The 12,626-nt window shown below is 57.5% G+C and carries 18 protein-coding genes; 4 read left to right on the top strand and 14 right to left on the bottom strand.

The annotated features are described in order from the left end of the window. Positions 1-5: 5 nt before the first annotated feature. Complete coding sequence (locus tag M2366_RS10690) at positions 6-878, bottom strand: GPO family capsid scaffolding protein (RefSeq protein WP_259269692.1); 873 nt, start codon at positions 876-878, stop codon at positions 6-8. A gap of 175 nt (positions 879-1,053) precedes the next feature. On the opposite strand from M2366_RS10690, the gene M2366_RS10685 reads away from it, so the two are divergent. The 3 genes from M2366_RS10685 to M2366_RS10675 are packed head-to-tail and all read left to right on the top strand — an operon-like array spanning position 1,054 to position 4,198. Next, the gene (locus tag M2366_RS10685) at positions 1,054-2,874 is read left to right on the top strand and encodes a terminase large subunit domain-containing protein (protein WP_259269691.1); all 1,821 of its coding nucleotides are present in this window, start codon (positions 1,054-1,056) and stop codon (positions 2,872-2,874) included. Further along, the gene (locus tag M2366_RS10680) at positions 2,871-3,887 is read left to right on the top strand and encodes a phage portal protein (protein ID WP_259269690.1); all 1,017 of its coding nucleotides are present in this window, start codon (positions 2,871-2,873) and stop codon (positions 3,885-3,887) included. The genes M2366_RS10685 and M2366_RS10680 overlap by 4 nt, the downstream gene beginning before the upstream one ends. Before the next feature lie 59 nt (positions 3,888-3,946). Next, the gene (locus M2366_RS10675; RefSeq protein WP_259269689.1) at positions 3,947-4,198 is read left to right on the top strand and encodes an ogr/Delta-like zinc finger family protein; all 252 of its coding nucleotides are present in this window, start codon (positions 3,947-3,949) and stop codon (positions 4,196-4,198) included. 156 nt (positions 4,199-4,354) lie between these two features. Here the strand turns inward: M2366_RS10675 and M2366_RS10670 are convergent, their stop codons facing one another. From M2366_RS10670 to M2366_RS10610, 13 genes are all read right to left on the bottom strand, one after another. Then, positions 4,355-5,140 carry a hypothetical protein gene (locus M2366_RS10670; protein WP_259269688.1) on the bottom strand — a complete coding sequence of 262 codons (786 nt, stop codon included), beginning with the start codon at positions 5,138-5,140 and terminating at the stop codon, positions 4,355-4,357. 470 nt (positions 5,141-5,610) lie between these two features. Beyond that, positions 5,611-6,099 (bottom strand): hypothetical protein, encoded by a 489-nt coding sequence (locus M2366_RS10665; RefSeq protein ID WP_259269687.1) that lies wholly within the window; start codon positions 6,097-6,099, stop codon positions 5,611-5,613. Beyond that, positions 6,096-8,408 (bottom strand): replication endonuclease, encoded by a 2,313-nt coding sequence (locus tag M2366_RS10660; protein WP_259269686.1) that lies wholly within the window; start codon positions 8,406-8,408, stop codon positions 6,096-6,098. The genes M2366_RS10665 and M2366_RS10660 overlap by 4 nt, the downstream gene beginning before the upstream one ends. Next, positions 8,405-8,662, bottom strand: coding sequence for a hypothetical protein (locus M2366_RS10655; RefSeq protein WP_259269685.1), 258 nt, complete (start codon positions 8,660-8,662; stop codon positions 8,405-8,407). The genes M2366_RS10660 and M2366_RS10655 overlap by 4 nt, the downstream gene beginning before the upstream one ends. After that, positions 8,659-9,114, bottom strand: coding sequence for a hypothetical protein (locus M2366_RS10650; RefSeq protein ID WP_259269684.1), 456 nt, complete (start codon positions 9,112-9,114; stop codon positions 8,659-8,661). The genes M2366_RS10655 and M2366_RS10650 overlap by 4 nt, the downstream gene beginning before the upstream one ends. After that, entirely contained in the window at positions 9,111-9,308 is a 198-nt protein-coding gene (locus M2366_RS10645; protein WP_259269683.1) for a hypothetical protein, read from the bottom strand. The genes M2366_RS10650 and M2366_RS10645 overlap by 4 nt, the downstream gene beginning before the upstream one ends. After that, positions 9,305-9,478 (bottom strand): hypothetical protein, encoded by a 174-nt coding sequence (locus M2366_RS10640; RefSeq protein ID WP_259269682.1) that lies wholly within the window; start codon positions 9,476-9,478, stop codon positions 9,305-9,307. The genes M2366_RS10645 and M2366_RS10640 overlap by 4 nt, the downstream gene beginning before the upstream one ends. A 2-nt stretch (positions 9,479-9,480) precedes the next feature. After that, on the bottom strand, positions 9,481-9,750 hold the full coding sequence (locus tag M2366_RS10635) for a DNA-binding transcriptional regulator (RefSeq protein WP_259269681.1): 270 nt from the start codon (positions 9,748-9,750) through the stop codon (positions 9,481-9,483). 2 nt (positions 9,751-9,752) lie between these two features. Then, entirely contained in the window at positions 9,753-9,941 is a 189-nt protein-coding gene (locus tag M2366_RS10630; protein WP_259269680.1) for a hypothetical protein, read from the bottom strand. 65 nt (positions 9,942-10,006) lie between these two features. Further along, positions 10,007-10,435, bottom strand: coding sequence for a hypothetical protein (locus tag M2366_RS10625; RefSeq protein ID WP_259269679.1), 429 nt, complete (start codon positions 10,433-10,435; stop codon positions 10,007-10,009). Between the two features lie 10 nt (positions 10,436-10,445). After that, positions 10,446-10,955 (bottom strand): phage regulatory CII family protein, encoded by a 510-nt coding sequence (locus M2366_RS10620; RefSeq protein WP_259269678.1) that lies wholly within the window; start codon positions 10,953-10,955, stop codon positions 10,446-10,448. A gap of 37 nt (positions 10,956-10,992) precedes the next feature. Continuing rightward, positions 10,993-11,262 carry a DNA-binding protein gene (locus tag M2366_RS10615; RefSeq protein ID WP_259269677.1) on the bottom strand — a complete coding sequence of 90 codons (270 nt, stop codon included), beginning with the start codon at positions 11,260-11,262 and terminating at the stop codon, positions 10,993-10,995. A 20-nt stretch (positions 11,263-11,282) separates the two neighbouring features. Beyond that, positions 11,283-11,480, bottom strand: coding sequence for a Cro/CI family transcriptional regulator (locus tag M2366_RS10610; RefSeq protein ID WP_259269676.1), 198 nt, complete (start codon positions 11,478-11,480; stop codon positions 11,283-11,285). Positions 11,481-11,583: 103 nt separating this feature from the next. Here M2366_RS10610 and M2366_RS10605 point away from each other — a divergent pair, with 103 nt between their 5' ends. Beyond that, positions 11,584-12,279: a LexA family transcriptional regulator gene (locus M2366_RS10605; protein WP_259269675.1), complete on the top strand. Its 696-nt coding sequence runs from the start codon at positions 11,584-11,586 to the stop codon at positions 12,277-12,279. Positions 12,280-12,626: the final 347 nt, after the last annotated feature.

Genomic DNA, 12,626 nt, shown 5'->3' with positions numbered 1-12,626 from the left:
CGTCCTTAAAATACGGAGGGAGTATCGTCACCGCCGAGCGCACCCGGGCGCTGGCCCGGCACTTCAACGGAGAACTTTTCGATCTGGCCTTGCAGCTCGCCAAACTTGTCGGTGAGGCCGGTCAGGGTCTGCTCCAGCTTGTTGAACTGCTCGGCGGTGATACCTGGCTGGTCGTCAACGGTCGTGGGTTCGGTGGCCGGGGCGGTGGGTTGCTCGGGAGCCGGTTTGGTTTCCAGCTTGGCGCTGAAGGCATCGATTTTGGTGCCAAGGCCGGTCAGGGCCCCCAGCATCTGGTCGAACTGTTCTGGTTTCATTTCCTCATCCTCGGATTGGCTGGGAGTGGGTTGGGGTGCTTGCTCGCCGTGGCTCGACAGCAGGTTGAACAGCTTGGAGAGCAGGCTGTCGGGCTTCTCGTGCTTGGGCAGCGTGAACATGGAGAGATCCAGCGGTTCGCTGCTGCCGATGACCTGGCCCTTGTTGCTCTTGCTGAACTTGAGGTGGGTGGTGCCGGTGCTGGCGGGCTGGTCGGTGACCCCCAGGCCAATCAGGTAGGTGCGGCCCAGATCGGCGAATTGCTCGAACGGCTCGATGGAGCAGAACTGGTACTGGCCGCTTTGGTTCCAGTAGACGAGATCCCGGTTGGGGCAGAGGACGGCGAACAGCTTGAGTTTGCCGTCTACCTCTTCGGTCTTGAGGGCCTGCACGGTGCCATAGCTGGACCAGCGATCATGTTCTGGCCAGATGACGGCGGTGTAATAGCTCGGGTCGTAGGTCTCGGCCATGTCGACCAGCCAGTCGCGGGTAATATTCCGTCCGTCCACCGCTTTGCCTTCGGTGGCGATACAGACAAAGCCAGTTCTCAAGGTTGATTCGTTCATGCCTGCTCCCAGTTGATGCGGGCTCAGGCTATCGGGTCGGCAAGGGGGAATCATCCGGTTGTGTTCAAGGCGATTCGGATCCGGCGGAATATCCGAATTGCTTGGAACATCAGTGGGATAAGCGAGGGGAGGGGGCTGGCTATGATGGCGCCATCATTCAACTGATGGAGGCGCCGTGGCGTATCCCGAAGAGATCCGCAAGGCAGCAAAGGGACTCTACCTTAAACGATGGACACCCCAGGAGATCAAGGACGAACTGGGGCTAAATTCGTGTCGCATCATCTACTACTGGGCCGAGAAGCTCGGCTGGCGGGACTTGCTGACCGACGAAGCGGTCGAGGATGCGATTGCCCGCCGGGTGCAGGTGCTACTGCATCGTGAGAAGAAAAGCCCAGGTGAGCAGGAGGAACTGGACCGGCTGATTGGCCACCATGTCAGCCTCAAAGAGAAGGCCCTCAAGTGGGTCGAGCGCGAGCAGGCGCTGAAGACCCGGCGCGAGGCTGGAGAGGAGCCTGCGCCTGAGCGTGGGCAACGTGGTCGTGGCGGCCAGGATGGCAACAACCGCAAGGGCAAGGGCGGCAAGAAGGGCAAGAACGAGGTCAGCCACCTGAGCGAGGCCGATTTCAGCGAGTGGCTGGGCACCCTGTTTGGCTATCAGCTGCGGGTGCGGGAGGCTAAGAATGACCCGGCGCTGCCGCGTACCCGCAATATCCTGAAAAGCCGCCAGATAGGCATGACCTACTACTTCGCCGGTGAGGCGTTGGAAGACGCCATTCTGACCGGTGGCAATCAGATCTTCCTGTCCGCCACCCGCGCCCAGGCGGAGGTGTTTCGCTCCTACATCTGCAAGATTGCCCAGACCTTCCTCGGGCTCACCCTGACCGGCAACCCCATCGTCTTGTCGAACGGGGCCGAGCTGCACTTTTGTTCCACCAACTCCAACAGCGCCCAGTCCCGCTCCGGCAACGTCTACATCGATGAGTATTTCTGGATCCCCAACTTCGAGAAGCTCTCCGACGTGTCCAGCGCCATGGCGACCCAGAGTCATTGGCGCAAGACCTACTTCTCGACCCCATCGAGCAAGGTGCATGAAGCCTATCGCTTCTGGACTGGGGATCGCTGGAAGGGACAGCGCCCGAGCCGGGTGGCCATCGATTTTCCAGGGGAAGAAGAGATGCGCGATGGCGGACGGGTTTGCCCTGATCGGCAGTGGCGCTACGTCATCACCATTGAGGATGCCATTCGTCTGGGTTGTAACCTCATCGACATCGAGGAGCTCAAAGACGAATACCCGGAGGAGGTGTTCGAGCGCCTCTATCTGTGCCGCTTTATCGACGATGCCCTGTCGGTGTTCAAGTTCCAGGATATGGAGCGGGCAGGGGTGGAGCCATCCCGGTGGGAGGATTACAAGCCCGGGCGGCCCGACCCGTTCGGGCGGCGCGAGGTGTGGATGGGCTACGACCCGAGCCGCACCCGCGACAACGCCACCCTGGTGGTGGTCGCTCCGCCCACGGTGGCTGGTGAGCGGTTCCGGGTGCTGGAAAAGCACTACTGGCGCGGGCTCAACTTCCAGTTTCAGGCCCAGGAGATAGAGCGCATCGCCAAGAAGTTTCGGGTCACGTACCTGGGGGTCGATGTGTCCGGCATCGGCGCCGGGGTCTATGACCTCTTGAAGCCCGTCTTCAAAGGGGTGTGCCACCCCATCAACTACAGCATCGAGAGCAAGTCGCGGCTGGTACTCAAGATGATCGACGTGGTGGAGGCGAACCGCATCGAGTGGGACAGTTCTGACAGGGATATTCCGCTGGCGTTTCTGGCCATCAAACGCAGTACCACCGGCGGTGGGCAGATGACGTTTCGGGCCGCCCGCGACAACGTGACCGGCCACGCCGACGTGTTCTTTGCCATCGCCCATGCCGTGGCCAACGAGCCGCTCGATACCCACCGCAGACGCAAATCCACCTGGGCAACCAGTCAAGAGAAGAAAGCCGCATGACCAAACGACGCAAACAACCATCGGCCCAGGTGGCCACCTCATCCAGCCGCGGCGCCGTGGCATTCAGCATGCCAGAGGCCATCGACCCCACGGCCTGGATGACCGATTACACCGGGGTGTTCTACAACCCCTACGGCGAGTATTACCAGCCACCTATCGATAGAAAGGGGCTGGCCAAGGTCGCGCGGGCTAACGCCCACCACGGGGCCATCCTGATGGCGCGCCGCAACATGGTGGCCGGGCGCTTCACCAACCAGCGCGCCACCATCACGGCGTTCGTGCATAACTACCTGCAGTTTGGCGATGCAGCCTTGCTCAAGCTGCGCAATGGCTTTGGTCAAGTGGTGGGGCTGCACCCGCTCTCCAGCGTCTATCTGCGCCGCCGGGAGGATGACTGCTTTGTCTACCTGCAGCAGGGCAAGCCGAACCTCACCTATCGGCCGGAGGATGTCATCTGGCTGGCCCAGTACGACCCCGAGCAGCAGATCTACGGCATGCCCGATTACCTGGGCGGCCTGCAGTCGGCCCTGCTCAACCAGGATGCCACCCTGTTTCGGCGCAAATACTTCCTCAACGGCGCCCACATGGGTTTCATCTTCTACGCCACCGACCCGAACATGGACGATGACACCGAAGCCGAGATGAAGGAGATGATCGCCAGCAGCAAGGGGGTGGGGAACTTCCGCTCCATGTTTGTGAACATTCCTGACGGCAAGTCAGACGGCATCAAGCTGATCCCGGTGGGGGACATCGCGACCAAGGATGAGTTTGCGGCCATCAAGGGGATCACCGCCCAGGACGTATTGACCTCCCACCGGTTTCCGGCGGCGCTGGCCGGCATCATCCCGACCAATGGCGGGGGCGGGTTAGGAGATCCCGAGAAGTACGACGCCACCTATGCCCGAAACGAGGTGCTGCCGCTGTGTGAGCTTATCCAGGATGCCATCAACAGTGCGGGACTCCCTCGCTCCCTCTGGGTCGATTTTCGGGAATCAATGGGCGTAACTGTATAAACAAACAGTGTTTGATATGGCAAAATAGTACGTTGATTTTTATGGGTAAGGGGGACGTGATGCGGGTTTATTGCAAAATGTGTGGCCAGCGGGGCCGCATTACCAAGACCAACAAACTGAGCGATGATGTCTCCGATCTCTATTGCCAGTGCACCGATGCCGAGTGTGGTCACAGCTGGGTGGCTACCTTGTCGTTCGCCCATACCTTAAGCCCCTCGGCCAAGACCACGAACCAGCTGGTGTTGAGCCTGATGGGATCGCTGACGCCAGAGGGGCGGCAGTTGGTACTGAAAGGACTAGGGGCGCAATAGCGCCTACTCCATAGCTATCAATAGAGATTTGGTAAACCTGGTGGCTTGAAAGTAGTGAAAAACAGTCGAGGACTCTGTAGTACAAATATGTCTAAAATTAAAAGTAGAAAACCCCCATTTACTAGGGGGCTTTCTTAGATGCCACTCAGTGATTAATTAAGCTTGTCTCAGATGATGGACTTGTTGCATCGCAGCTTCGAATTTCGCATCCGTTTCTTCAGTCCACTGGAAGCTACCTACACCAGGAACTGGGGCCGATGCAACCGCTTTACCAGTTGAGAAGAGAGTTTTTATCTCAGCAGACAGAGGGTGCAAAGAGATTTCGCATCCAGTGTCACTCGGTTTGTCAATGCTTAACGCCATAACATACCCCTTTGTGGTTATACCCTCTACAATCACATCATAATCGTTGATTGACGAGTTTAGGTTGTCTTGTACAGTTCTGTAACATGCAAAACTGACTATCTCACCTGTGCAATAGTCATGCCTAGATGCGTATCCAATCGCTTGTTTAGCACATCCGTTGATCAATAGATCACTTGCAGCATGTGAAGCACCGCTACCAGCAGTAAACGCCTTTATGCGATTTGTATTAGTGCAGAAGAGAACTAGTTTTTGTCCTGCATCAAAAATAACTTTATTGTTTTCAAGGTCTATGATGGCAACATTTACAGCGTTTTCTCCGTCTATGTGTGTTGCAGGCCTACTTTTGGGGTCTGCATCCCCTGCCCACCATTGCTTCCAAGCAGCTATCAAACCGCCGTGTCCAGCAGTGACCAGTGCGGTTTTACCTACCACGGTTATCTTGTCAAAACCCGTATCATCGCAATAGACCAAGTACGGATTGCCATCTGATAGAACCAACTCGCCTTGAGAGCCACAAGACCAGCGAGTATCTGCGGTTATTATTTTGTTAACTAAATCACAAACAGTTGTAGTCATTCGACTCGACCTTGCCACTTAGGCCCAGCATTATACCTAGTTAACCGCCAGATGAAAGGTTGCAAGTGGCGATTAAAAGTGATATGGGCTATTTGGGGTTAATTATCGTTATTGATTAAAAATCACCTGATACATCCACTAAACTTTTAAGGTAATTGATTGTGTCGCGTTACCCCTTGAAAGCTGCTAACAAATTTACAATGGTTTGGGTTTTGATTGAAGCTATTTTATGCGGATATGTGAGTGGACAATGTTTATCTATAGAGAGAGTTTGTAGTGGTCGAATCACATAGGTATCCGTCTTTACTTCGGTCTGTCAGCTAGATAGGGCAGCCTCTTTTATGCTGGTGACAGGGATCCATAGACCAAATAGGTGAGGGTTCTTCAGCAATTAAGGCTGTGCACCTCCCTTAGAACTGTATTGGGAGATCTCGTAGCCTGGTAGATGATGCTGCGATGGTATCTCATGCTCATAAGCATTTTTCTCTATCGACTTGACGATGGTCAGCCACTATCTGGAGCAGCGATGGCTTGTACTGTGGATTGCGCTGGTCGGCGGCGCCAGGGTTGGCTTGGTCAATGAGGCTACCTGGTGCTATCCAGAGAGTGCGGCCTGTGCTGACACAGCGGATGGTGCCGCTGACATCGATCACGACGGGGGTTAGACCTGGTACAGCGTGGACTTTGGTCAAGAGGCGGCCATCGGCGGAGGTGACCGGCACCGTGGGTCGGTTGGCCTGAAACGGATCCGGAACCTCTACACCGACTGTCGGCAGGTTCAGCTGTGTGGGTCGTGGATGGCGGCGGCGCAAGATGGAGCAGGCAATCTGTTGCTGATGGCCCTGTAGCATCTGCACCCAGGTGCTGATTTCATGGGGTGGCCATGCCAGCAGGCAGGTGACGCGATTGTCCAGGGTTCGGTATTCCGCCTTGCTGACAGAGGCTTGTCGGTGGTTCAAAAGTATTCCTCCCTCGTCAGTTCGTCAGCGCGCAACTCGGCGATCAGCTGGTCCAGGCTGCGCAGCAGTGGATCGTTGGCGTAGGTATCAGGTGCTCCCCTGGCCTCAGCCGTGAGTATTTTTTCCAATGTCTGCGTGGCCAGCGGAAGATCCGCCTCCGCTATGCTGTCGAACCACTCATCGATGCCGACTTTTCCGCAGAGTAGCCCCGCCTTGATGCTGGTTTTCCAGTGAGTTTGTCGCTCTTGCTGCTTGGTGGCCTCTTCCCGTTGCCACTCCTGCTCTTGTCTGGCACTCGCATCGCTGGGTCTACCCTCTCTGCTCGCCTGCAGCTGGCCGTTCTCAAGCCAAAGGGTGAAGCCATCAGCCGTGACGCTGGCGCCAGCCCGCAAACGGTCGATGGAGAAGGGCGATAACCCCCATTGCTCTGCCATCAACTGATCCGCGAACGCCGCAGGGTCTGGCTGCGTACAGTTATTGTCAGAGCTCCAAGGAGCCGGGCTGTCGCCCGACTGAACACCTACCCCCCAAGACGACCCCCCGGCGGCCTTGGTGGCCTCATAGGTGCCCGCTGGCACCACTTCCCAACCGGTGAGGCGAGTACGCACACCAAGGCGAGCCGAGTGGAGGCCCATCAGGCGTTTGATGTCTTCGCCGTAAGCGTTGGCCTGCTCCTCGATGAGGTGGGCCAGTTTGATGGGATGTTCTGTGCGGGTGGCCATGGCTCCCCCCATGGCGTGGAGGTAGCAGCGAAAGATGCCGTTATCCGCAGCAAAGCGGGCGGCCTCAAAGATAGGGTCTTGCAGCACGGGTTTGGGCGGCCCTACCAGATCGCCATTTTTCTTGGCGTTACTGATGCGGCGTAGCTCACGCCAGACGCCGACCGGGGCGCCGCCGATCTGCTGGAAGGTGCGAATGCCCCACCAACTGGCCCAGGCGCAGGCATGTTGCGCACCTTGGTCGGCTTTGGTGCCAGCCTCTTCATCTCCATCAACATGTTCACCATCGATGTTCTTGGCGATGTAAGCCGCGATGTAGCCGGTGGCATCCCCTTTGGTCGGATCGATCTCCTTCCAGTCAAAGCGGGGGGTTATGTCGGTGAAGGGAGGGCGGCCCCGGGGTTCGCGTACCAACTCTTTGTGGTCATCGGTCAAGGCATAGTGTTGGAGAGTGCTCACCACCCGCCATTTGTCGGCAGGACGCATAAAGAGCAGCAGGTGCCAGTGCGGGGTGCCGTCGTGGTGTGGTTCACATACCCGAAAGCCATAGACTGGCAATCCCCAACGCTTAAGCGAGGCGCGGGCACGGCTCCATAGTTGGGCCAGATAGGTGCAGGTCTGGCGCGGGGTTGCCCCATCGTACTTTTCGTTTTCGAGGGTCTTGCCATTGGGGCCAGTCTTCCAGGCGTGATAGCGGCTTGGGGCTGTCCAGGTGAAGAACACCCCCACATGACCCTGCTCTTCGGCGTAATCCTCAAAGCCACGCATCCGGGTCATCATCTCATTGCGACGATTGACCGGGTTGGAGGTGCTGGCTTCCCAGCAATCCTTCATCGAGACCACCAGGTCGTGCTGCTCGTTCATCACTTCCGATTCGGCCAGCCAGCGCATCATGGCCCGCTTGCGCTCACGTACTACTTTCATGGTGGCGTTCGAGATGTAGGCAGAGACCCCCTTGCGCACCTTACCGAGCAGGATGTTGATGTGTTCCTGCAGGCGATCCCAGGTGCGGTTGATGCGCTTTTCCCACCACTTGGCTGAGAGCAGGCGAACCATCACGCTCAAGATCCAGTTATCACGTACCTCGTCGGTCTTGAACTTGGGCATGACACCGACAAACCCCCACTGATCGGCAGGCTGGCGAATCGCCTCCCAGGTCTGCACCAGATCGGGTTCTTCCCCATCCTTGATGCGCCGCTCGATGTGGCTCCAGATAGCAGCTGTCTGGTTGGCAAACTGATGCGCCACCCGCTTGCGGCCATCCTCATCACGTAGGTGATGGGTATCGACCGGGATCACCATGATCAAGCGGCGCACCCACTTGATTCGTTCACGCAGCCAGATGTTGGCACTGCGGCAGTTGCTGGCCGAGCCATCCTTGCGGCGACGCACATATGACTTGAACAGCGATTGGGTGAGTAAAGGTGACAAACCATCGAGCAGCTGCACCGCCCACACCAGGTCATATTGACCGGGGGCGCCAATGAATGCGGCGTCAAGATTGACGCCGGGCAGGGAGTTGGAGAGGGTGTCGATACGTTGCCGCAGTGTCCGTTTGGACAGCGGCAGCTTTGCTATGGTGCGGGTCATTGGGGGAACGTTCCGGACAAATCTCTGATGTTGCGTGTGCAGCTAAGCACCGTGCTGGCGGCATGACATTTCATCTTGCGGGCCGCCGCGCACTGGCGCAGCAGCAGCTTGATGCTGGCACGGGGGCGGGCAGGCAGTTGGCGCGTGTTGGCCAGCTCCCGCTGATAGAGGCGCAGCCGGGCTGCGTCTTCACGTAGGGTGTCTTGCCAGCGATGAAGCCGGTGAGACATCTCTTGTTGCAGGCGATGGTTCATCGTATGTGATCCCCCTGGCCATGCAGTGGGGCGCACTCTTGCCACCACTGCCCAATCTCCCGGGCCAGCGCAGTTTCTCCCTGGCCCAGTGCCAGCCAGTAGACAGATCGCACGGCGCCGAGTGCCAGCAGCTCCCGAGAAATATCCCGATCTCCTCTGGCCTCACCACCGGCGGTGATGAACTCGCCCCGGGCAGCCAGCCAGTGGGTGGTCAGTGGGTTGTGAGCGGGGGTCATTGCTGACCCCACGTCTTCTTCATCCTCGTTACCGTCATCATCCAGCAGTGCCGCCGGGTTACTGGTAGCAACCAGCTGGATCTGGATGTATTGCTGACCGGAATAGACGCCGCCCAGACTGATGCGGTTATCCTCTGCATTGGCTGCGAACATGTCGGCCAGCAGCCCTTCGACCAGCTTGGGAGCTTGGCGGGCAATGGTGATGGCGTCGCTCATGGGCAGACCCTCCGATTCAGATGAACAAACAGCAGGTGCCAGCGTTGGTTGAGCAGGCCCTGAGCCCGCAAACCGGGGGCGCAGCTGTTGCGATAGGCATGCTTATGGCTTGCCCGGATGGCCAATCGTTTGGGCAATTCGACGATTTCAGCCGTCGCGGCCTGCTGGCTGATGGGATGAAAGATCTTGCTCATGCCACCCCCTCGACGATCAGCACCCTGCCGGAGCTGAGGTTTTCCAGGCGGGCATAGTGGCGTAGGCCACGCAGCCAGGTGGTGCCGCAGTTGCTGTATCCGCGGCTGACCAGGTAAGCGCTTGCCTCGGCGATGCTGGGCACGGTATGACGAGTCAAAATGGCGGCCATGGTCACGCCTCCTCTTGGACGGCGGTCGCCGGGGCTTGCCCGGTCAGCAGCCAGTCGGTGTGCTGTTTCAACTCGGGGTGCTGAGCCATCAGCAAGAACAGGCCACCGCCAATCTCGCGGTATCCCAGCTCGTAGTTCTTGAGCGTGGTGGGCGGGATCCCCAACTGATCGGCAAACTTGGGGCGACTCAGGGCCAGCCGTTCCCGCAATTGGCGCAGACGCTTGGCTGCATGGTGGTTGAGCAGGTTGATCTGGGTAGGTTGTGCATTCATGGTCAGGCTCCTTGCTGATCGATAAAGGGGTTGATGTGGCTGAACAGAGAGACCCAAGCCAGCGCTGTGGGGCGCTCGGCGGCTGCAATCCAGTCAGGGTTTCGGGTAAGGCGGGCGCCATACCGGCCCGCCAGCTTGCGTTGTTGGATGCGAAGGTTGCGCAAGGCGCAGGGGATAGCTAAAGTTGTCATGTCGACTTCCTTGAGAGTTGTTGATACCGGCCCGCTTGGAGTTACCGCTCCTAATGCGGGCTTTTTTATTGCCCGATTGGCCGTGGGCCCTGGGCATGGCTGATGTGTTGCATGGTGCGGGCTTGCTGCCGCAGACGCGCTGCAGAGAGCAGTTCACGTTTGTTCTTCTCCGGTGTGGCCTGAGCAGCTGCACAGCGAAAGGCGGCTTGCCAGCTGATGGCATCACACCCACCTGAGAAGAGGCTCTGCATCCCAAGCGCAATCACGCTCTGGCGGATATGTTCTCGTTCGGCTGGCTGCATCTCCTCTAGGGTCATTTCGGCATAGGTAGAGGGGCGCAGCTGAGCATCGAAACAGATGGCGCGGCGCTGGCGCACTGACACTGCCGACCACTCACGGCCAACACTCTTCTTACTGATCTCGAACTGTTCATGCAGATGGTCCAGCCAAGCGGTGTTGCGGATGATCTGCTCTTCTTGCGGGGTTAATGGCATTTCGCTCTCCTCACATACTCATGGTTTGCAACAGGATGTCAGACGCGCAGGCCAGAGCAGGCACTGCCTGGAAACGGGCTTCGACGTCATGGATCAGGATGGCCAGCGAACCCATGGCAGAGGTGGCCACGCTCACCAGGGTGTTGCGTTCAGAGCGGGTGATGCGACCACGCTCGGTCAGCTCCAGCGCCCGCTGGCCAATACTGGCTACCTTGGCGTTCAGGTCTATTGCCTGATGGGGCAGGGAAGGGGCCCGGTCTGCCTGGGGGATGGCGACGGCCGTTAAGCCACAACCAAACAGGGCGCCATCAAACAGGGTTTCATCGCCGTCACTCGCCTGGGTGATGGTAATCAGCTCGGCCACCGTCAGTTCGTGGGGCTGATCGGGGTTTAACTTGTTGCGCAGGAGCTGCGGGTTCATGCCGACCCGCTGGGCGATCTCGGCCATGTTGTGACTGGCCGCAAAGCGTTGGCAGGCGCTGATCCAATGCGGATGTTTGCTGGTGTATTCGGTAAACATGCGAGGTTCTCCTTGACCCGTTATGGTGTCTGCAGGTTCATGCGAGCGTCATGGTGACGTAGCGCTCGGCTTGATAACGGGCCTGCAGGAACAGGGCGTAAAGGTTGACCTCGCGAGGTGCGCCCGGACCGTCTTGCAAGATGGGCAATTGGCCACGGTCGGCGCGTTTTTTGATAGCCCCCAGGCTCATACTCTGGCGTTTGGCGTACTCCTCCAGGCTTTCGCTGACGCGATTGCCAAAGGGGTAATCAAGCGGCAACTGGCTCACGTCGCTGGGAATTCGGATGGGTTTGATTCGAATAGTCATGGTGAATCCTTCTCAGGGGTTCAAACACAAGGGGTTGGTTGTTGCAGGGTGCTGCGAGCCCCGGCCTTCAATTTGCCGCCGGTCAGCACCTCGATCTGGTAGGCACGGCCTTGGGGGATGGTTTCGTCCCACTTGCTGACAGCAACATGAGAAATACCCAGTGCCTTTGCCGTAGCAGTGATGCTGCCGAAATGTTCAATCACAATTTTCTTGTTCATGCTCTCACCGTAAAACATTAGTTTGTGTTTCGAGGCTGAATATAACCAAGGTTTCATTGATGATCAAACGAAAGTTTGTTTCTTTGTGTGTAACTTAGGTTTCATGCAAATAAACGATCGAATTTCGGCCCGTCGAAGAGCCCTGTCTTTGTCACAGGTAGCCTTAGCCAAGAAGATTGGCGTCACTGGCGTGGCTGTTGGTAAGTGGGAGTCCGGACTGAACCAGCCTAAAGGGCGCTATCTCAATGATTTAGCGGCAGCGCTGGGGGTCACTGTTGACTGGCTTTTGACTGGAGACGGGGAGGCGAGGGGACAGCTTGCACCGGAAGCGATGCCCGGATATCACAACGTCGAACCGGCCGTGATCCCGCAAGGAACACGTGTACCGGTGCTGAGCTATGTCCAGGCAGGTCACTGGCACGAGATGTGTGAACAGGCCACGGCCTTCGATGGCAACGTTGAGTATGTGACGGCGGGGGTCGATGTCGGCCCTTGTGGTTTCGGCCTCTGGTTGCGCGGTAATTCAATGGAGCCTTTCTTCAAGGAGGGCGACCTCATCATCGTTGACCCCGACGAGCCACCCCACCCAGGGGATTTTGTTGTGGCCAAGAATGGCAGCGAAGAAGCTACCTTCAAGAAGTATCGGCCCCGCGGCATCGATGAGAACGGACAAGAAGTATTTGAACTCGTCCCTCTCAATGACGACTACCCCTCCATGCACTCCGACCGGCAGCACATCCAGATCATCGGCGTGATGGTAGAGCACAGATCTTATAGAAAAAGACAAACAGGGCGATAAAGTGCATTGAGACGAGCAAATGGTTGGGTCAGTTGCCAGCCGATCTTGCTGGAATAATGAGAGCTTGCTCTCATATCTTTTGGTAAAGTGTCGCTCTTAACTTACTCGTAGAATAAGATACTTTTGAATCTGTTAGGTTCACGTTGCAGACAGAGAATTGGTTAGTGTAGTGGAAGGGTGGCTGTGACATCGTGCGGTAGCTATGCCCTGATCTTGTCTAATCTACTCATAACAACGTTAGTATAGCTTCATGAGTAAGGTTAACACATTGTTTTCATTTGTAATTTGGCTTTGGCTCCTCATATGAAAACCAGCGCCGAGTTCACACCTTTACCTTGGAGCCTCTA

The sequence above is a fragment of the Aeromonas sp. BIGb0405 genome (assembly GCF_024807335.1).
GTDB classification, from domain to species: domain Bacteria; phylum Pseudomonadota; class Gammaproteobacteria; order Enterobacterales; family Aeromonadaceae; genus Aeromonas; species Aeromonas rivuli.
This window is presented reverse-complemented; position numbering and strand designations above follow the sequence as displayed.